The organism is Roseibium sp. R5 (assembly GCF_055755305.1).
The window spans coordinates 1,299,855-1,318,420 of record NZ_CM146910.1; the positions used below are offsets into that span (position 1 = coordinate 1,299,855).

18 protein-coding genes are annotated in these 18,566 nt (G+C 57.4%); 11 read left to right on the forward strand and 7 right to left on the reverse strand.

All coding sequences use genetic code 11. The features are described from left to right. Positions 1 to 8 precede the first annotated feature (8 nt). Positions 9 to 569: a ribosome maturation factor RimM gene (gene rimM, locus AC0J4F_RS05940; protein WP_420339421.1), complete on the forward strand. Its 561-nt coding sequence runs from the start codon at positions 9 to 11 to the stop codon at positions 567 to 569. On the opposite strand, the gene AC0J4F_RS05945 is transcribed toward rimM, so the two are convergent. Continuing rightward, on the reverse strand, positions 512 to 1,036 hold the full coding sequence (locus AC0J4F_RS05945; protein ID WP_209180358.1) for a VanZ family protein: 525 nt from the start codon (positions 1,034 to 1,036) through the stop codon (positions 512 to 514). The genes rimM and AC0J4F_RS05945 overlap by 58 nt on opposite strands. 174 nt (positions 1,037 to 1,210) lie before the next feature. Between AC0J4F_RS05945 and trmD the strand changes: the two genes are divergently transcribed. Both trmD and acnA read left to right on the forward strand, forming a co-directional pair. Next, a complete protein-coding gene (gene trmD, locus AC0J4F_RS05950) occupies positions 1,211 to 1,921 on the forward strand; it encodes a tRNA (guanosine(37)-N1)-methyltransferase TrmD (protein ID WP_473025705.1) in 711 nt (236 codons plus the stop codon). Between the two features lie 394 nt (positions 1,922 to 2,315). Next, positions 2,316 to 5,018: an aconitate hydratase AcnA gene (gene acnA, locus AC0J4F_RS05955; protein ID WP_133952593.1), complete on the forward strand. Its 2,703-nt coding sequence runs from the start codon at positions 2,316 to 2,318 to the stop codon at positions 5,016 to 5,018. Between the two features lie 120 nt (positions 5,019 to 5,138). Here the strand turns inward: acnA and AC0J4F_RS05960 are convergent, their stop codons facing one another. Together AC0J4F_RS05960 and AC0J4F_RS05965 are read right to left on the reverse strand one after the other, a co-directional pair. Continuing rightward, a complete protein-coding gene (locus AC0J4F_RS05960; protein WP_306149300.1) occupies positions 5,139 to 5,966 on the reverse strand; it encodes a lytic murein transglycosylase in 828 nt (275 codons plus the stop codon). A 547-nt stretch (positions 5,967 to 6,513) separates the two neighbouring features. Then, entirely contained in the window at positions 6,514 to 7,182 is a 669-nt protein-coding gene (locus AC0J4F_RS05965) for a DJ-1/PfpI family protein (RefSeq protein WP_473025706.1), read from the reverse strand. Between the two features lie 79 nt (positions 7,183 to 7,261). Between AC0J4F_RS05965 and AC0J4F_RS05970 the strand changes: the two genes are divergently transcribed. The 3 genes from AC0J4F_RS05970 to AC0J4F_RS05980 all read left to right on the forward strand — a co-directional run bounded on the left by AC0J4F_RS05970 (position 7,262) and on the right by AC0J4F_RS05980 (position 9,405). Next, positions 7,262 to 8,218 (forward strand): GlxA family transcriptional regulator, encoded by a 957-nt coding sequence (locus tag AC0J4F_RS05970; protein ID WP_473025707.1) that lies wholly within the window; start codon positions 7,262 to 7,264, stop codon positions 8,216 to 8,218. Positions 8,219 to 8,532: 314 nt separating this feature from the next. Continuing rightward, positions 8,533 to 8,865, forward strand: a complete 333-nt coding sequence (locus AC0J4F_RS05975; RefSeq protein ID WP_209002602.1) for a hypothetical protein — start codon at positions 8,533 to 8,535, stop codon at positions 8,863 to 8,865. Between the two features lie 225 nt (positions 8,866 to 9,090). Then, a complete protein-coding gene (locus AC0J4F_RS05980) occupies positions 9,091 to 9,405 on the forward strand; it encodes a hypothetical protein (RefSeq protein WP_133952590.1) in 315 nt (104 codons plus the stop codon). A gap of 12 nt (positions 9,406 to 9,417) precedes the next feature. Here the strand turns inward: AC0J4F_RS05980 and AC0J4F_RS05985 are convergent, their stop codons facing one another. Both AC0J4F_RS05985 and ggt read right to left on the reverse strand, forming a co-directional pair. Beyond that, positions 9,418 to 10,803 carry a multicopper oxidase family protein gene (locus AC0J4F_RS05985; protein ID WP_473025708.1) on the reverse strand — a complete coding sequence of 462 codons (1,386 nt, stop codon included), beginning with the start codon at positions 10,801 to 10,803 and terminating at the stop codon, positions 9,418 to 9,420. 108 nt (positions 10,804 to 10,911) lie between these two features. Continuing rightward, complete coding sequence (gene ggt / locus AC0J4F_RS05990) at positions 10,912 to 12,507, reverse strand: gamma-glutamyltransferase (RefSeq protein ID WP_473025709.1); 1,596 nt, start codon at positions 12,505 to 12,507, stop codon at positions 10,912 to 10,914. A gap of 136 nt (positions 12,508 to 12,643) precedes the next feature. Between ggt and AC0J4F_RS05995 the strand changes: the two genes are divergently transcribed. Then, positions 12,644 to 13,075 (forward strand): GlcG/HbpS family heme-binding protein, encoded by a 432-nt coding sequence (locus AC0J4F_RS05995; protein ID WP_133952587.1) that lies wholly within the window; start codon positions 12,644 to 12,646, stop codon positions 13,073 to 13,075. 64 nt (positions 13,076 to 13,139) lie between these two features. Here the strand turns inward: AC0J4F_RS05995 and phaR are convergent, their stop codons facing one another. Continuing rightward, positions 13,140 to 13,724, reverse strand: a complete 585-nt coding sequence (gene phaR, locus AC0J4F_RS06000) for a polyhydroxyalkanoate synthesis repressor PhaR (protein WP_133952586.1) — start codon at positions 13,722 to 13,724, stop codon at positions 13,140 to 13,142. Between the two features lie 314 nt (positions 13,725 to 14,038). Here phaR and AC0J4F_RS06005 point away from each other — a divergent pair, with 314 nt between their 5' ends. Together AC0J4F_RS06005 and phbB are read left to right on the forward strand one after the other, a co-directional pair. Then, a complete protein-coding gene (locus tag AC0J4F_RS06005; RefSeq protein ID WP_133952585.1) occupies positions 14,039 to 15,220 on the forward strand; it encodes an acetyl-CoA C-acetyltransferase in 1,182 nt (393 codons plus the stop codon). Positions 15,221 to 15,377: 157 nt separating this feature from the next. Further along, the gene (phbB, locus tag AC0J4F_RS06010; RefSeq protein WP_055671741.1) at positions 15,378 to 16,100 is read left to right on the forward strand and encodes an acetoacetyl-CoA reductase; all 723 of its coding nucleotides are present in this window, start codon (positions 15,378 to 15,380) and stop codon (positions 16,098 to 16,100) included. A gap of 57 nt (positions 16,101 to 16,157) precedes the next feature. Here the strand turns inward: phbB and AC0J4F_RS06015 are convergent, their stop codons facing one another. Next, positions 16,158 to 16,901 (reverse strand): DUF3299 domain-containing protein, encoded by a 744-nt coding sequence (locus AC0J4F_RS06015; RefSeq protein ID WP_133952584.1) that lies wholly within the window; start codon positions 16,899 to 16,901, stop codon positions 16,158 to 16,160. 75 nt (positions 16,902 to 16,976) lie between these two features. On the opposite strand from AC0J4F_RS06015, the gene AC0J4F_RS06020 reads away from it, so the two are divergent. Together AC0J4F_RS06020 and AC0J4F_RS06025 are read left to right on the forward strand one after the other, a co-directional pair. Further along, positions 16,977 to 17,801, forward strand: a complete 825-nt coding sequence (locus AC0J4F_RS06020) for a methyltransferase domain-containing protein (protein ID WP_133952583.1) — start codon at positions 16,977 to 16,979, stop codon at positions 17,799 to 17,801. A gap of 106 nt (positions 17,802 to 17,907) precedes the next feature. Then, on the forward strand, positions 17,908 to 18,549 hold the full coding sequence (locus AC0J4F_RS06025; protein WP_133952582.1) for a septation protein A: 642 nt from the start codon (positions 17,908 to 17,910) through the stop codon (positions 18,547 to 18,549). The last annotated feature ends 17 nt before the right edge of the window (positions 18,550 to 18,566 follow it).

Consider the following 18,566-nt stretch of genomic DNA (forward strand, 5'->3'; position numbering starts at 1 on the left):
CTTTTGAGATGAGCTCCAAAGAGACACAAAAGGTGCTGATGGCCAAAATCGGCGCGGCGCATGGCGTTCGCGGGGAAGTGCGGGTCAAGCCGTTCGGCGATGACCCGCTTTCCTTCACCGACTACGGTGTGCTGACCACAAAGGACGGCAAGCAGTCCTTTGAAGTGGTGAGTGCGCGAGTGCAAAAGACGGTTGTCGTCACGAAATTCAAGGAAGTGACCGACCGCAACAGGGCAGAAGAACTCAACGGTACCGAGCTTTACATCGACCGGGACCAGCTTCCCGAGACAGACGAAGACGAGTTCTATTATTCCGATCTGAACGGGCTGGATGTGAAGGACCCGCAGGGTGAGCCGCTTGGCAAGATCGTGGCGGTGCAGGATTTTGGCGCAGGCGATCTCCTGGAGATCCGGCCGAAACGCGGCAAGACCTTCTATATTCCCTTCACCAGGGACTTTGTTCCGGAGATCAATCTAGACAGCGGCTTTGTGGTTGCCGATCTTCCGGAAGATTATTTGTCGGATGAAAAGCCGGATCCGGAATCATCGACCGATTCGCCGGATAGATAACGGGTCGGCACGGGTTTCAAACCCATTTCCCCAAGATCAATGTCATCGGTTTCGTCACTCAACGCCTGTCGGGTTTCTGAGCGTATCAGAGCGATCAGAGCAACCACGAGCGACACGCCGATCGCGTTTGCGACAATATCCGGCACCGACATTTGGTGATGCGGCAGCATGCCCTGTACGATTTCGCCCAGGATGCCGAGGCTCATCGCGATGAAAGCTGAGATCCGCAGCCGGCAGCAAAAAAGGGCATGGATCGATAGGGTCAAAAGCGCGAAAAACGCGATATGGAGAACTTTATCGTACGGGTGGCTGACGCCGGTCTCAAAAACGAGGCCGACCAGAACACCAAAAGCGATCAGGGCTGCAAGCGGGAGAACCCGGCCGATAGACAGCTCAATAAAATGCGGGTCTTCCCGAAGAAGAAAGATGTCTGGAAGCTTGAATTTTATCCTCGGAAAACGGCGCACGACAGACCACCTGATTGTTATCTCCTTGTCACTTAGCACAAGGACGATTAATCAGAGCTTTCAAACTCCTAAAGCGGGTAAACAGCAACAGAAATACCAATTTACTTGGTAAATGGATCGTTAAGGCTGGCCCGGTGTAATCTTGGCCCACTGCGGCAAACACACGGTGCTTCCATGACCTTCAAGGCAACCATTCTCACGCTCTACCCTGACATGTTTCCAGGGCCACTCGGACAAAGCCTGTCCGGCCGTGCGTTGGAGAAAGGTCTGTGGGACATTGAAACCAGCCAGATCCGGGATTTTGCGACCGATAAACACCGGTCCGTCGATGACACTCCTGCAGGTGGTGGTGCCGGCATGGTGCTGCGGGCCGACATTCTGGCGAAAGCCATTGATGCCGCGGCTCCGGCTGAAGATCCGCGCCCCCGCATTCTGATGAGCCCCCGCGGAAAACCGTTTACGCAAGCAAAAGCACATGAGCTGGCAGAAGGGGCTGGTGCCATCATCGTGTGCGGCCGGTTTGAGGGTATTGATCAGCGTGTCATCGATACGCGGAACCTGGAGGAAATCTCCATCGGGGATTACATCCTGTCGGGCGGAGAGGTCGGTGCCATTACCATGCTGGATGCAATCGTTCGCCTGATCCCGGGTGTGATGGGCAACATGGAAAGCGCGGATACGGAAAGCTTCGAAACCGGTCTTCTGGAGCATCCTCACTACACACGCCCGGCGGAGTTCGAAGGCCTGACCATCCCGGATGTCCTGACCTCCGGCAATCACAAGAAAATCCACGAATGGCGTCTCGCCGAAGCTGAGCGCTTGACCCGCGAACGGCGTCCGGATCTTTGGGATGCCTACATGTCTGACGATGACGACGTGGATTGAGTGGTGCTTCCAGAGTTTAAGTCACCGGTGTCTGCCGATAGATACCACAAATGCCTTTGCGGTGTAGAAGCCCTTGTAATTCCATAATGAATATACATCTCCATCGGAAACGAGGTCCTGTTTCCTAAAAGGGTCTGCCGGGCGGAGATAATGCATTTTTGAACCCGTCTATTGCCCTGGGTGTTGTGCCTGTTCTGGTGAAACCGCTCGGAATTTTGTATAGGACTCTCGCGAGTTTCTTAGGGACAAGAATGGGGGAGAGGCTCTGTTCGCGTCCATTGCGGAACCTTTTGGGATGAAATGGCTTTTCTTCTCAAGGCGCCTGCAAAATGTGTAGACCGGCGGCCGGCAAGACGCGGCGAGGCTGCCATGGATGCGAAGGAGACCACACGTCGTGACCCAGTCCCTCGACAGTTTCAACTGTAAGAAAACCCTCACCGCCGGTGGCAAGACCTACACCTATTTTTCCATTCCCGAGGCTGAGAAAAACGGTCTTGAGGGTGTTTCCAAGTTGCCGTTTTCACTGAAGGTTGTCTTGGAGAACCTGCTGCGTTTCGAAGATGGGCGCACGGTGACGAAAGACGACATTCTGGCCTGCGCCGAGTGGCTTAAGACGCGCACATCAACGCACGAAATCTCTTACCGGCCAGCGCGCGTCTTGATGCAGGACTTTACCGGTGTTCCGGCTGTCGTTGACCTTGCCGCCATGCGCGATGCGGCAGTGAAGCTTGGCGGGGATCCGCAGAAGGTCAATCCGCAAGTGCCGGTGGATCTCGTGATCGACCACTCGGTCATGGTTGACTATTTCGGCACCGGCGACGCGTTTCAGAAAAACGTGGAACTGGAATACGAGCGCAATGGTGAACGCTACGAGTTCCTGCGTTGGGGCCAATCCGCGTTTGATAACTTCCGCGCTGTGCCACCGGGTACCGGTATCTGCCACCAGGTGAACCTGGAATATCTCGCCCAGACCGTTTGGACGAAACAGGAAAACGGCGAGGAAATCGCCTATCCGGACACGCTGGTCGGCACAGACAGCCACACAACCATGGTCAACGGCCTTGCCGTGCTCGGCTGGGGTGTTGGCGGCATCGAGGCGGAAGCGGCCATGCTCGGCCAGCCGATTTCCATGCTGATCCCGGAAGTCATTGGCTTCAAGCTGACCGGAAAGCTGAACGAGGGCATTACCGCCACCGACCTGGTTCTGACCGTGGTGCAGATGCTGCGCGCCAAGGGCGTGGTCGGCAAATTCGTGGAGTTCTATGGTCCGGGCCTCGACAACTTGTCCCTGGAAGATGCAGCGACCATCGCCAACATGGCGCCGGAATACGGCGCGACCTGCGGCTTCTTCCCAGTGGACAGTGACACGCTGAAATATCTGGAAGCTACCGGCCGTGACAAGCACCGCGTCGCGCTGGTGGAAGAATACGCCAAAGCCCAGGGCATGTTCCGCGAGGGCTCGGAAGAACCGGCCTTCACGGACACCCTGGAGCTTGATATCTCCACCGTCGTGCCCTCGCTTGCCGGCCCGAAACGCCCGCAGGACCGGGTGACCTTGTCCGACGCTGCACCGGAGTTTGCCAAGGCGCTGAAAGACATCAAGAGCGCAACAGCAACTGCCGGTGATGTGGCCGTGCTGGACAAGCCGGGTCAGCGCTATGCAGTTGAGGGGCAGGATTTCCATCTCGGTGAGGGCGACGTGGTGATTGCCGCGATCACTTCTTGCACCAATACCTCCAACCCATCTGTTCTGATCGGTGCCGGGCTGGTTGCCCGAAAGGCGCTGGAAAAAGGTCTCAAGGTGAAGCCTTGGGTAAAAACCTCGTTGGCCCCAGGCTCGCAAGTGGTCACCGACTATCTGGAAAAGGCCGATGTCCAGAAGGACCTGGATGCGCTCGGCTTCAACCTGACCGGCTATGGCTGCACAACCTGCATTGGCAATTCCGGCCCACTCGATCCGGCGATTTCCAAGACCATCAACGACAATGACCTGGTCGCCTGTTCTGTTCTGTCCGGCAACCGCAACTTCGAGGGCCGGGTGAACCCGGATGTGCGCGCCAACTATTTGGCCTCGCCGCCGCTGGTGGTCGCTTACGCACTGGCCGGATCTATGCACATCAATGTGGCAGAGGACCCGCTCGGTGAAGACCGCGACGGCAACCCGGTCTATCTCAAGGATCTGTGGCCGACCACGGAAGAGATCACCGCGCTAATCCGCTCTTCGATCACCGAGGAAATGTTCCGTGAGCGCTATTCCGACGTCTTCAAGGGGGACGAGCACTGGCAGGCGATCAAGGTCGAGGGCGGCATGACTTATGGCTGGCCGGCCGGGTCTACCTATGTGCAGAACCCGCCTTATTTTGAAGGCATGACCATGGAGCCGAAGCCGCTCGAGGACATCGAGAACGCGGCGGTCATGGGGCTGTTCCTGGATTCGATTACCACCGACCACATCTCGCCGGCCGGTGCTATCAAGGAAAACAGCCCGGCAGGTCAGTACCTTTCCGAGCATCAGGTCGCCCGCAAGGACTTTAACTCCTACGGCTCGCGGCGCGGCAACCATCAGGTCATGATGCGTGGCACCTTCGCCAATATCCGCATCAAGAACCAGATGGTTCCGGGCGTCGAAGGCGGCGTCACCATGAAGGACGGTCAGCAAAAGTGGATCTACGACGCCTGCATGGAATACCAGGAAGCGGGCCGTCCGCTGGTGGTGTTCGCCGGCAAGGAATACGGCACCGGCTCATCCCGCGACTGGGCCGCGAAAGGCACCAAGCTGTTGGGTGTGCGTGCCGTCATCGCCCAGTCCTTTGAGCGCATTCACCGTTCTAACCTTGTCGGAATGGGCGTCATCCCGCTGACCTTCAAGGAAGGGGAAAGCTGGCAGTCGCACAACATCACCGGCAAAGAAAGCGTTACCATCAAGGGCATAGCCGACATCCAGCCGCGTCAGACGATGGATGTGGAAGTGACCTACGAGGACGGCACCACCAAAACCATTGAGTGCCTGTGCCGCGTCGATACCGAAGACGAGCTGGAATACATCAAGGCCGGCGGCATACTGCACTATGTCTTGCGGAACCTGGTAACAAACTGAGATATCTGCATCCGGAGCGATCTCAGGGTCGCTCCGGCTCTCATAAATCGGACATGAAAAAAACGGGCGCTTTGAAGCGCCCGTTTTTATTTGTTGAGGGTTAATGCGTCAGAATCAGGCTTATTGGTCGATCAAGCCAGCCGCATAGGCGATGGCGCGTTGATAGTTGCCGCTGTCATTCCATGTTGAGAGAACCCGGAAATTGGCTGACCCGTCCGCAAAAGACCGTCCGGCTCGCCACCCATTGCGGCGAAGCATGTTTGCTGCCGTTGCAAGCGCGTCGGCTGCATTGTTGGGATCTGCACGGCCGTCGCGATTTCCGTCGACGGCAAAACGCACCCAGTTGCCTGCGAGAAACTGCATATGCCCGAGTTCACCTGACGGTCCGCCACGGCTGTTGCCGGTGATCAGGCCCCGATCAACCAGTTGGAGCGCAGCGATGGCATCGTCCTCAAAGCGCGGATGACGGCGGCAATAGGAGGCGAGGGTAACAGCACCGCTGACAATGGGCGTGTTGCCGGTATACCCGCCCCAATTCGTTTCATATCCCCAGATTGCAACGAGGATAGATCCCGGGACCCCGTAACGTTGCTCAATAGACTTAAACAGTCTGGCGTTCTGCTGGAGTTTGCGTTTGGCGCCGGAAACAAACGTGTTCACACTTGAGAAGCGGCTCTTCAGGAACTGTTCAGGACTGCGATAGCGCATGCTGGATTGTGAAGCCGGGTTTGATTCAAACCGCCATGTGATGCCGGACAGCTTTGCCTGTTGCAGCGCTTGCAGACCGCGTTTCTTGACACCTGACGCTGCGGCTTGTTGGGCGAGTTGCTGTTTGTAGGCGCCAAATTGCCCCTTGCTGGTGATACAAGATGCGGCCAAGGCCGGTGTTGCCATCATCGCACCGGCAACAATCGCCACCATTCGCAGTGCGGCCCGTTTTGGTGTCATATCAATCTCCATCAATCCGAATGATCCAAGGTCAAACTGCCAAACACGCTTACGTCATCGCATAAATATCACTGATACCATACTTGAAGCTGACTTACCCAAGTCTGACAGGAGACAATTCGCGATCGATTATTTGCGATGTTCCTTGACCGTCCGAGAGCCGACGTATTTTTTGGATTGCCGAGTTCGAAAATACTCCGATCTGTCCAGTGGATACAGATACTTACCGGTGTTTCGCAACGTCGGGATGACGTTGGTTAAAATCGGCAGGAACTGTCCGGTGCCTGCCGGTTTTTGGCCAGATCAGGGGACACATACTGCTGTTCACCCCGAGCAATACTCTAAAAGTTACGCGAATCAGATCGCGTTCTTCCAATCAGGCTGATGGAGGAGCGGTTCGCAGGAGCGATTATGGTTGGTTGATCGTTATGGTCGTGCCGTTGCTGTCCCGGCCTCGAGCCGGGACCAATTTATGGGGTGCTGATCCCGGATCGGGTCCGGGACGGCAAAAGCACAGATCGGATGTGTTTAAAGTCCAAGACAACCGTCAGGCTGGTTCGCCAAGAAGGTCCAGCCGCTCCTGGCGGGAGTGCGCCATGCGCTTTCGTGCCTCGGAAACGACTTCCGGTGCCGCTTCGTCCGGAGTGCCGGATGAAAAGGGCGGGGCCGGGGCGTATTCAATCGCGAGCTGGACGGTGCGTGCCTCTTCTTCTCCGAGCAGCTCGGCAAGGATTTCCAGTCCGAAATCAATTCCTGAGGTGATGCCGCCGGCTGTATAGAGGTTGCCGTCTTTCACCACCCGTTCCCGGACCGGGATCGCGCCCAGTTGCGGCAGGAAGTCGACTGCGTTCCAGTGGCTGGTCGCGCGCTTGCCTTTCAAAAGCCCGGCCCGGCCAAGCACCAGCGAACCGGTGCATACGGAGGTTATGTATCGCGCGTTTGCCGCCGCGCCGCGCACAAAGCCGAGCACCTCTTCGTCCTGCAGCAACGGATTGACGCCGCCGCCGCCCGGAATGCACAGGACATCAAGGTCCGGACACTCTGAAAACGTTGTATTTGCATGGATTTCCATACCGCTGGTCGTTGTGACCGGGTCACAGTTTTTCCAGATCAGATGAACCTTCGCGCCCGGCACGGCTGCAAAAGCATCGTTCGGTCCGGCAACATCAAGCAACTGGACATTTGGAAAGATCAGAATTCCGAAAGACAGGGTCATGAGAACCTCCATGTTGACAGGCCCGTGATAGCAGCCCACCATCTGGCGATCTGGACAATAATCCCAAGGATTACGCCAAATGACACGCCGCATTGAAATCCTTGCTTATGACGCGGTCCAGGTGCTGGACATCACCGGGCCGATGCAGGTGTTTGCCTCGGCCAATGAACAGCTGGTCGCGGCCGGAAAACCCGCAGCCTATGAAATTGAAACGGTGTCGGCGACTTCTCCGGTGAAGAGTTCCAGCGGTCTTGCCCTTCTCGCAAATCCGTTGCCGGACGACGTCAGCGCCATCGATACGCTCCTGGTTCCTGGCGGATACGGGATTGACCGCCTGTGTGAAGACGCGGATATTCTCGGCTGGCTGACCGCTCGGGCCGCGAATGCCCGGAGGATTGCTTCCGTGTGCAGCGGTGCGTTTCTGCTGGCGACAGCCGGATTTTTGGATGGCAAACAGGCCGCAACGCATTGGCAGCGCTGCGCCGAATTCAAACGTAGGTTTCCGGAAGTCCGGTTGAAAGCCGATCCGATCTATGTTCAGGACGGCAGCATTTGGACGTCTGCGGGCGTGACGGCCGGAATAGATCTTGCCCTTGCTCTGATTCAAGAAGATCTCGGCCGGGAACTGGCGCTGCAGGTTGCCCGGCAGTTGGTCGTGTTTTTGAAACGTCCCGGCGGGCAATCCCAATTCAGTGCCGCGTTGACACTTCAAAACGACAGTGGCCGCTTTGACCAGCTGCACTCCTGGATGATCGAGAACCTTCAGAACCCAATTACCCTGAATGACATGGCCGAACAGGCGGTCATGAGCCCGCGCACACTGTCCCGTCACTACAAAAAGGAAACCGGCCGCAGCCCGATGCGCACTTTAGAAGAGTTGCGGCTCGATCAGGCCCGTCAGCTGCTTGAACAGGATCGCCCGGTTGCGCAAGCTGCAAGCCGCAGCGGTTTCGGCACGGAAGAAACCTTACGGCAGGCGTTTCAGCGCCGGTTTGGTGTCAGCCCACAAGCTTACCGAGAGCGTTTTTCGGGATAGACGAACGGTGCGCTGTGGCCGCCATCTTGGACACGCCACCGCGCGAAACCTGGAAAACACAGGTTTTCCAACTTGAGAATCAGTGCCGGAAAATCGAAACGCAAAGTTTCAAGACGGGATTGATGTTTCCACCACAATCCCCGTATTCCGGCCAAAATGTCCGAAAATTGATCAATCCGTTAACTTTTTGAGGGCGGAAATGGCCGATTTCTGAGGACAAAAGGTTAACGCCTCGTTAAACTGGCACATGAGTTGCGAGGTCAGAGGGAGAGCCGCGGTAAGCGTGCCATTCTGACACAGTGAGGCGTCAAAACGTGCGAGTGAACCCTGTTACATCAACCGGCCGTGCCAATGTGAGGCGCAAGCGTCCCTCTGTCGGTGAGACGGAGAGCGAACGCAGAACGGCCTTTTCTTCGCATGTGCCGGTTCCGCTCGAGCCGGTTCTTGAACGCAAGCAGGATGCTTTTGCGGGCCGGTATCGCCCGAATTCTATTTTCCTCGCTCATTTGATCGCCACCCGCGATGGTGAGCTTCAGGCAAGGTCCGGCAGGCAGACAGAACCCCTCACCGGGGTCAACACCTACCGGGCGACCGCTGCCCTTCCCCGCCAGCGGGGGGCCGGTCACGTCCTGAAGACGGAGCGGTGAGGTTTGACGTTTCCAGACGTACCACTGGACACCTTGGCCCGGAGCTTTTGTTTCGGGCCTTTTTCGTTTTTGGGGCGCGTGCGTGTGGATCTCAGCAGAACGGTAAACTGTGACTGAAAACACAGTTTCATTTCGGGACAGGGTCTATTGTGACCTTGGTTCCGGACAAAGCCCGGACCTCCGAACAGATTGGCCATGGACTGGCCCAAACCGGAGAAGATGCAAATGCAAGTACAACCGATCATCGCCATACGGCCACCGAAAATCCGCCAGCGTCCGGCAGCGGATGTTCCTTCAGCCGGCGATAGTGAGACCCGCTCGCAGCCGGAATTTGTTCCAACCAGCACAGAAGCTACGCCGGTGGCTGTTGCCACTCCGGTCGAAACCAGGCCCCATGCTTATTCCGAGCGCACCGCGCATCTGCTGATTACCCATCAGGCATATGCCCAAACAGCGCTTGACCGGTCGAACCAGATGGAAAGTTATGCCGCCGCCAACCGCTCCGCGCGTTCGGTGCCAAGCGTCTCTTTTTCTGTCTGATCTTTCAGTGATCTAGTCTTCAATTCTCAAGAAGCCGGCAAGGCCGGTTTTCTGGTGTTCGATCACGTGGCAATGAAAGGCCCAGTCGCCGGGATTGTCCGCAACAAGCGCGACCTCCATCGTTTCTTCCTCAAGCAACAGAGCCGTATCTGTGACGAGCGGCGGAAGTTTGCGTTTGTTGGATCGAAGCAGCTGAAACGAGACGCCGTGCAGGTGGATCGGATGCGCATTGGGCGATTCATTGCGCAACCGCAAGACATAGGATTTGCCGAGTTTCATCCGGGCCAACGGGTCTAGCGGCCCCGGCACATCGCCTGGCCAGGCCTCGCGGTTGATTGACCAGAACGTATAGCCGAGAGACCCGCAAATGCTGGCTTGAGGGGCATCCCCTTCCGGTGACCAGCCGAAGACAAAGTCGATGACTTCTGCATTGGCAAGGTCCGGTTTCGGGACCGGATTGGCAGGTAGAGCTTTGAGATCTGCCACCTGGCGGTTAGCGCTTGTGCCTGTCGCCCTGAAACGCGCCAGTGCCTTGTCTCCATTTGGCCGGCGCAAGAACAGCGTGACGTCTTGTCCCTCCTCATCGGGAACCCTTAAGGCGACGTCAGCCCGCTGACCTGGAGACAACAGCATATTTTCTGCGGACATTGGTCCGGGGAGCGGATTGGAATCAAGCGCGATCACTTGAGCCACACCGCCTTCAACGCCGAACGTTCCGACGCGCGTGACATCGGTCACGGCCAATCTCAGCCGGACCAGACCGCCTGCCGGCACCTCATAGACCGGATCAACCTGCCAATTGACCGTGGAGACTGTCCCATAGGTGCCGCCGCGCGCGGCGTTGCGGGCCTTGAACATTTCAATAAATTGACCATCACCGCCAAGACGGAAATCCCGGATGTTGAGCGGAAGATCCAGATCAAATCCCGGGTCTTCGACTTCTTCAACGATCAGGACACCGGTGAGGCCCCGGCCCATTTGCTCCAATGTGTTGCAATGCGGGTGATACCAGAAGGTGCCGGCATCCGGCGGGGTAAAGGCATATCGAAAGGATTGCCCCGCTTCGATCGGATGCTGAGTCAGATAGGGCACACCGTCCATCGCGTTGGCTATCCTGAGGCCGTGCCAGTGCACGACGCTTGCCTCATCCAAAGTGTTCTGGACGTCAACAACGGTCGTCTCGCCCCGTCGCATCCGCAAGACAGGCGGCGGACCATCCGGAGCAAAACTCATCATGTCACGGGTGACGGTTCCCGGCAGAAGGCTGTGTTCATAGGGAGAGATGGTCAGCGTGTGATCTGGGCTACTGGAAGCGCGCGCTGCCAGTCCGCCAGCTGCAAAGGCCGCACTTGTCGCCGCTGATCCAAGCAGCAGCTCGCGCCGGGAAAGTCCCAACATCTTAGAATCTCCAAAAGTCATTGGCGCGTCCAGGTGCAGTTCTGCACCCGGACCGTGTTTCGCTCAAGGAGATTTACTGACGCAGGCCGCCCAGAGACATGCTCTGGATCAATACCCTGCCGCGTGACCGTCTTTCCGCGGATCGGATCCTGCGGTGAGAACATGGCGTGCCTTGTCGATCATGATCGCCTGGCTGCCGCCAATCGCGCCCCGCGCTGGCACAACCGTATGTCCAAGCGCCTTCAGGCCTTCAATTGTGGACGGCGGAACGAGGCGTTCGGCTTGCAAAGCATGGGTTTCCAGATCGAAGAACATGCGCGGGAAGTCAATCGCCGCCTGCACATCCATGCCGTAATCGATGATGTTGGTCAGCAAATGCGCATGACCGCAGGCTTGATAGTGGCCGCCCATGACGCCGAACGAGAGCCATGGAGCACCGTTTTTCAAGGCCACGGCTGGAATGATCGTGTGCATCGGACGCTTGCCGCCAGCGATGGAGTTGGCAAAGCCTGGTTGCGCTTTGAACGAGCGGCCTCGGCAATGCAGAAGGACGCCGCTTTCCGGTGCGACGATGCCGCTGCCGAAATCGCTGAACAGGGAATTGATGAAGGAGACCGACAATCCGTCCTTGTCGACAATGCTGAGGTAGATCGTGTCGGTCTGCGGCGCGAGGCTGGTCTCGGCAATGTCGGTCTGTCGTTTGTCGATGGAAATACGCTGCGCAAGCTGATCGATGTAGTCTTCACCGATTAACCGGGTATGGCAGATGTCCATGTAGCCCGGGTCGGTAACATAGTGATCACGGACCGCATAGGCGAGGCGGGCGGCTTCCATTTCCAGGTGGAAGCGCTCGGTCCCGAACGGGTCGAGACTTTCAAGATGAAAGCGCTCCAGAATGCCCAGCATGATAAGCGCGATGACGCCTTGACCGTTGGGCGGCAGCTCTGCAATCGCGTGGCCCTTGTACTCGCGGACAACCGGAGAAACGGCCGTTGTGTGGCAGGCGGCAAGGTCATCGGTTGTCATGATGCCACCCTTGGCGGCTAGTGCACTAACGATGTCTTCTGCAATTGCGCCGGTATAGAAGGCGTCTGCCCCCTCGTCGCCAATGGCTTCGAGTGTCGCCGCAAGATGCGGGTATTTCAGAACCTGGCCAATTTCGGGCGCGGCGCCCTTGACCAGATACCGGGCTGCGGAGACCGGATCTGCTGCCAATTTGTCAACGTTCTTTGCCCAGTCGCTTGCAACGCGCGGTGCGACGGGGAAGCCATCCCGCGCGTAATCGATCGCCCGTTTGAACAGGGATTTGAATTGGCGGGTGCCGTGGGCTTTCAGCAGCGTTTCCCAAGCCCGGATTGCGCCCGGTACCGTGACTGCATGCGGCGAGGTGTCGGTGATTTCAGAAACGCCCAGCTCTGCAAGTTTTTCAGGGCTGGCTGCGCGCGGCGCCGCGCCAGAACCGTTGAAGCCGGTGAGCCGGCCGTCCGGCTCGGTGACGAGTGCAAAGCAATCACCGCCAATACCGGTCATATGCGGTTCAACAACAGCTTGTACGGCCGCAGCCGCAATGGCTGCATCAACGGCATTGCCACCATCTTGCAGCACTTCGATCGCGGCGCTTGTCGCCAGCGGATGGGAGGTCGCAACAGCAGCTTCTCGTGCAAATACCGGTGATCTGCCTGGTGCTTGAAAGTCCCGCTTCACTGAATTCCCCCCATGGCGGCTGGCGATTGTTTCCTATTGGCCGCAAATGCTTGTTGAATAATCACTCTATTCCATGCCGGGCTGCTCTGTTAGCAAGCTGGCAATCTTGGCCCGCACCTTAAGGAGAACGAGCTCAATGCGCAAACTCACACTTTCAACCGCAGAGACCATCATTTCTGCCGCATTCGAAAAAGCAGCAGAACTTAGCCTGAAGCCATTGACGGTGGTGGTTCTGGATGCGGGCGGTCATGCGATTGCGCTGAAACGCCAGGACGGGTCTTCCATCATGCGTCCGCAGATCGCAACCGGCAAAGCGGTTGGTGCACTGGCGGTGGGCACAGGCACACGCTGGCTCAACGCCAACGCAGAAACCCGTCCGCATTTTGTGAATGCCCTGAACGGAGCTTCCGGCGGAGCGATCATTCCGGTGCCGGGTGGGGTACTGGTGAAAAACGAAGAGGGTGAAACCCTCGGCGCCGTCGGCATCACCGGTGATACGTCCGAAAATGATGAAGCCTGTGCGGTCGCCGGCATTGAGGCCGTCAAACTCGTCGCAGACTGCGGCTGATCAGATAAGCAAAAAGCGGCAGTCCCGATGGACCGCCGCTTTTTCGTTTCAGAAAGAGATCCGATCAGGGCTTGTCAGTCAGTTTGCTGATCGTCTTCTGCATTTCTTCCAGCTGCCGTTTCATGTCGTCCAGGTCGCTGGATTCCGGCTGCGCGGGTTTCTTGTCTGAACCCGCCGCTGCAGCTGCCGAACCTTCACCAGTCGGAAACGGCATGAACATTTTCATCGCCCGCTCAAACATTTCCGTGTTGCGCTTTACCTGATCTTCAATGGCGTCGAAGGCGGTCGCGCCGAAAGCTTCACTCATCTGGGCGCGGAGTTTTTCCTGTTCCTTGGTCAGCGAAGTCATGGAGTATTCCAGATAACTGGGCACGAGGCCCTGCATGCTGTCTCCATAAAATCCGATCAGCTGCCGAAGGAAGGACACAGGCAGAAGGTTCGTTCCTTTTGCTTCCTGCTCAAAAATGATCTGGGTCAGAACAGACCGGGTGATGTCGTCCCCGGACTTGGCATCATAAACGACAAAATCTTCCTCCCCCTTCACCATCACCGCGAGATCCTCAAGGGTCACATAGGTGCTGGTGCCGGTATTGTAGAGCCGCCGGTTGGCGTATTTCTTGATGATTGTCGGCTCGCTGGTCTTGGCCATCGGATGGTTCCGCCTTTCATTCCGCAGCTGCGCGCCTGCAGTGGCTGTTTATCTATTGACGACAATGTCTTCGCAGACCTGTCATCTCCTCCGACTATGAGACTAAGCCAATCGTATTGTCTCGTGCCAGCCTTTTTATGTGCAGTGACGAAAGGATAATGCCGCAACAGCGAAAACAACACCGTCATAGGGGTTGTCACGGTTGACACACTACCCGCTGCAAGTTCTAGTCCCTCCATCGTCACGGTTCAGGGAGGCCGTGAAAGAGGTCACCCATCCAAGGCCAACAGACGGCCAGAAGTTTGGAGAGTAATATGAGCGCTTCCACCGACGTTGTTATTGTCAGTGCGACCCGCACCCCGGTTGGGTCTTTCAATGGATCTTTCGCAAACACGCCAGCACATGAGCTTGGAGCGCATGTCATCAAGGCTGCTCTGGAGCAGGCCAAAGTCGATGGCGCGGATGTGGATGAGGTTGTGTTCGGACAGGTTCTGACCGCCGGACAGGGCCAAAACCCGGCGCGGCAGGCTGCGATTGCCGCTGGCATTCCCGACGGCGCAACAGCGTGGGGCCTCAATCAGGTGTGCGGTTCAGGTCTTCGCACCGTTGCGATTGCAGCGCAGCAAATCCAGACCGGTGATGCGACCGTCATGATCGCAGGTGGTCAGGAAAACATGACCATGTCGCCGCACTGCGCTCCGATGCGTGCCGGCTACAAAATGGGCGACTACAAGATGGTCGACACCATGATCAAGGACGGCTTGTGGGACGCGTTCAACGGCTACCATATGGGCCAGACCGCAGAGAACGTTGCCCAGAAATGGCAGATCACCCGCGAGCAGCAGGACGAATTCGCCGTTGCCTCCCAGAACAAAGCGGAAGCTGCCCAGAAGGCCGGCAAGTTCAAGGACGAGATCACTCCGTTCACGGTGAAGACCCGCAAGGGCGACATCGTTGTCGAGGATGACGAGTACATCCGCCATGGGGCGACAATCGACGCCATGCAAAAGCTTCGCCCGGCCTTCAACAAGGAAGGCACTGTGACCGCTGCTAACGCGTCGGGCATCAATGACGGGGCCGCAGCCCTTGTTGTCATGAGCGCTGCGGAAGCTGAAAAGCGCGGCCTCACCCCGCTTGCCAAGATCGCCTCTTGGGCCACAGCCGGTGTTGACCCGACCATCATGGGCTCCGGTCCGATCCCGGCCTCGCGCAAAGCGCTGGAAAAAGCCGGCTGGTCCGCGGAAGAGCTGGATCTGGTGGAAGCCAATGAAGCGTTCGCTGCTCAGGCGTGCGCGGTCAACAAGGACATGGGCTGGAACCCGGACATCGTCAACGTCAATGGCGGTGCCATCGCGATCGGTCACCCGATCGGAGCGTCCGGTGCCCGCATTCTCTGCACCTTGCTGCACGAGATGGTACGCCGCGACGCCAAGAAAGGCCTCGCCACGCTCTGCATCGGCGGCGGCATGGGCGTTGCCATGTGCCTGGAGCGCTAAGGCGGCTTACCCGAAAGTCTGAAACCATAGAGAGGTTTCTTTGACATTGGTCATGGTTGGGCAGGAGGCGCCCTGCCATGACTACATCCCGGAATAGACTTGTAATGAACTCAAACGTGCCGGAAAGGCCGTAGAGGGGAAACCAGGAGGGGAATACATGAGCAAGGTGGCATTGGTTACCGGAGGCACCCGCGGTATTGGCGAGGCAATCTCACGCGGATTGAAGGAAGCGGGTTACACCGTGGCGGCCACTTACGCCGGCAACACCGAGAAGGCTGAAGCCTTCAAGGCAGAGACTGGCATTCATGTTTACAAGTGGGACGTTTCCGATCCGGACGCTTGCGCTGCCGGCATTGCCCAGGTGGAAAGCGATCTCGGTCCAGTTGAAGTTCTGGTCAACAACGCCGGTATCACACGTGACGGCATGTTCCATAAGATGGACTTCGATCAATGGCGGGCCGTGATGTCTACCAACCTTGATTCCATGTTCACCATGACGCACCCGGTGATCAACGGCATGCGCAGCCGGGGCTCCGGACGTATCATCAACATCTCGTCCATCAACGGCCAAAAGGGGCAGATGGGCCAGACCAACTACTCCGCCGCAAAAGCCGGTGTGATCGGCTTTACAAAGGCGCTGGCTCAGGAAAACGCCTTCAAGGGCATCACCGTCAACTGCGTGTGCCCGGGCTACATCGGCACCGATATGGTTGCTGCCATGCCTGAGAAGGTCCTGGAATCCATCGTCGGCGGTATCCCGGTCGGCCGGCTGGGCAAACCGGAAGAAATTGCAGAGACAGTCGTCTACCTGGCTTCTGACAAAGCCGGGTTCATGACCGGTGCGGTTATGACCATCAACGGTGGCCAATACATGGCTTAAAGCCTGACGGTTCAATCTGACGAAAAGGCGCCTGCGGGCGCCTTTTTGCTGTTAAGGCTACCGTGTGAAAGAGCGAAAGCCGCGGTCCCCGACATCTCTTTTTTGCGGTTCCAGCGCCCGGATATCGGTGACGTCCATGTCGAAGGATGCGGTGATTGTCACATCGCCATCCAGAAGATTGATCGTCTGTCTTGAGACACTCAGATCCAGGCGGCCCTGCAGAAGAACGGGTTTGTAGAGTTCGGCCTCCGCCCAATCTTCTTCGAGCCTGTAGAAGATGATCTGGTTGGGCGCAGGTGCCGGGACATGACTGCACATGCCATAGCCAGAGACGAGATAGCCGTATTTCGCAGCGCCCGTTTCATCTAGGACCGGGATCACGTAGCCGGTGATCGCAACATCTTTGCCTGCGAGATCCGAATTGCCTTTCAAACGCGCTTCGGCTCTTTTTTTCGCGACCTCATCGCGCTGGGCGAGAAGCTGATCGGTCTGGATCCCTGCGGCGGCAAGTTTGGCCTCCTCATCCTTCAGGCGGCGCTCCAGCTTGGCGCGCTCCTCAAGGGTCAGCCCACCGCTCTTCAGCCCATTTCGGATCCTGTAAACTGCGGCAAGTGACCTGAGTTCGGAAAGGTAGAGGTTTTCGAAAGGATCCTCATACCGGGCGGCAGCCGGGTCCTTGAGATCAGGCCAGTCAATCGGTGTGACGGCCGCTGCCGGACCGACCGCAATCGCAAAAGTCAGCGCCGCGTAGACAAAGGCAGTTGCAGGGCGGCGCAAACCTGTTGGCGTGCTCCCAGCCATAAGAAGATAATCCCTTGCGCGCGCAACTCTCACTTGCAATGATCGACTTATACGTTTTATGTGCGGCGGTGATTTATGAAATTCCTTGCGCAAGCTTACCAGAATGCAGACGCGTTTTCCGGTTCGGAGTTGGAAAATCTGGAAGGCCTCTTACACCTGATGGCTGCACATCAAGGTTTTCAGGCCTACAAGGAGGTCTCGTATGGACTTTTGGAGCTGTTGCCCGAGAGCCACGTTGCAGATGTTGCCTGTGGCCTTGGTTTCGACTTGCCGCACCTAAAAGCGCTGGTTCCAAGAGGAGCGGTGACAGGGTTTGACCTGAGCGCCAAGTTTCTCGCCTCGGCAAAGGCGCGTATTCAGGCCGGTGCCGGCGGTACTGATGCCTCCATCCACTTCCAGCAAAGCGACATCAAGGCCTTGGCCGCTGACACAGGTGCTTTCGATGCCGTTCGCATTGACCGGTCTCTGCAGCATATCCCGGAGCCCGAGGTGGCGATTGCCGAGATGCTCCGAATTGTCAGGCCCGGCGGCATCCTTTGCGCGGCCGAGCCGGATTGGGGAAGTTTTGTGATTGCCTCGAGCGCCCCGGAGATCGCAACAAAGGTTGCCGCAGTTTATGCCTGTGCCCTGGTCAATCCGCGGATTGGCCGGGACCTTGTGGATTTGATCGGAACGCAAACAGAGTTGACCCACCACAGTGTGCATTCCCTGTTGTTCGAGAGTTTGGCCGACCTCAACCGCATGTGCGTCCTTGGCGATATTACGGCCCGCAGTGTCGAAGCAGGCGTCATCACGTCATCGGAAAACGCAAGGTTCTGGCAGGATCTTGAAGAGCGGGACCGTGCTGGCCGGTGTTTTGCCAACTTGAATATCCATTTGGTTTCGGGGCGAAAACCTTGACCATGGTGTCTTTCCGGACGGTTTGAGCGCTTTATCGCACCCCAAGCCTTGACCGGCCGCCCCGGTTATCCCTATTTCCGGGACAGCTGAGCACCGGAGAGACTTTATGGAATTGGAACGCGCCCCGAATGACCCGTCCCGCAAGGAACTGTCGCCGCTCTTGAAGCTGGCCTTGGAGTTGGGACCGCTCGGCATTTTCTTTCTCTTCAATTCCAGGGGTGAACAAATCGCGGAGAGTTTTCCGGTCCTCAAAGCGGTGGGTGAACCGATCTTTCTGGCAACGGCCGCATTCATGGTGGCGATCACCATCTCGCTGGTTGTGTCCCTCTCTCTGACGAAGCGTTTGCCGATCATGCCGCTGGTCTCCGGCGTGGTCGTGATCGTGTTTGGCGCACTGACCTTGTGGCTTCATGATGAACTTTTCATCAAGTTGAAGCCGACCATCGTCAACAGCCTGTTCGGGGCCATCCTGCTTGGGGGTCTGTTCTTCGGCAAGGCCCTGCTCGGGTATGTGTTCGACAGCGCGTTCAAATTGACCGACGAAGGCTGGCGCAAGCTGACCTTCCGCTGGGGCGTCTTTTTCTTTGTCTTGGCGGCGATCAACGAGATTGTGTGGCGCAGTTTTTCGACTGATTTCTGGGTCAGCTTCAAGGTTTTCGGCGTCATGCCGATCACCCTGATTTTTACCCTCACCCAGCTTCCCCTGATCCAGAAACATGCAATTGTCGAGGACGAAGAAGAGGCTTGATCAAGCCTTCGATAATC

Bases quoted from the DNA above. Each gene is read 5' to 3' on its own strand.
- AC0J4F_RS05985 (WP_473025708.1), bottom strand. From the start codon at position 10,803: ATGTTGGGACTTTCCCGGCGCGAGCTGCTGCTTGGATCAGCGGCGACA.
- AC0J4F_RS06025 (WP_133952582.1), top strand. From the start codon at position 17,908: ATGGAATTGGAACGCGCCCCGAATGACCCGTCCCGCAAGGAACTGTCG.
- phbB (WP_055671741.1), top strand. From the start codon at position 15,378: ATGAGCAAGGTGGCATTGGTTACCGGAGGCACCCGCGGTATTGGCGAG.
- phaR (WP_133952586.1), bottom strand. From the start codon at position 13,724: ATGGCCAAGACCAGCGAGCCGACAATCATCAAGAAATACGCCAACCGG.
- rimM (WP_420339421.1), top strand. From the start codon at position 9: ATGAGCTCCAAAGAGACACAAAAGGTGCTGATGGCCAAAATCGGCGCG.
- AC0J4F_RS05960 (WP_306149300.1), bottom strand. From the start codon at position 5,966: ATGACACCAAAACGGGCCGCACTGCGAATGGTGGCGATTGTTGCCGGT.
- AC0J4F_RS05970 (WP_473025707.1), top strand. From the start codon at position 7,262: ATGACACGCCGCATTGAAATCCTTGCTTATGACGCGGTCCAGGTGCTG.
- AC0J4F_RS06020 (WP_133952583.1), top strand. From the start codon at position 16,977: ATGAAATTCCTTGCGCAAGCTTACCAGAATGCAGACGCGTTTTCCGGT.
- trmD (WP_473025705.1), top strand. From the start codon at position 1,211: ATGACCTTCAAGGCAACCATTCTCACGCTCTACCCTGACATGTTTCCA.
- AC0J4F_RS05965 (WP_473025706.1), bottom strand. From the start codon at position 7,182: ATGACCCTGTCTTTCGGAATTCTGATCTTTCCAAATGTCCAGTTGCTT.
- AC0J4F_RS06015 (WP_133952584.1), bottom strand. From the start codon at position 16,901: ATGGCTGGGAGCACGCCAACAGGTTTGCGCCGCCCTGCAACTGCCTTT.
- AC0J4F_RS05980 (WP_133952590.1), top strand. From the start codon at position 9,091: ATGCAAGTACAACCGATCATCGCCATACGGCCACCGAAAATCCGCCAG.
- AC0J4F_RS06005 (WP_133952585.1), top strand. From the start codon at position 14,039: ATGAGCGCTTCCACCGACGTTGTTATTGTCAGTGCGACCCGCACCCCG.
- AC0J4F_RS05995 (WP_133952587.1), top strand. From the start codon at position 12,644: ATGCGCAAACTCACACTTTCAACCGCAGAGACCATCATTTCTGCCGCA.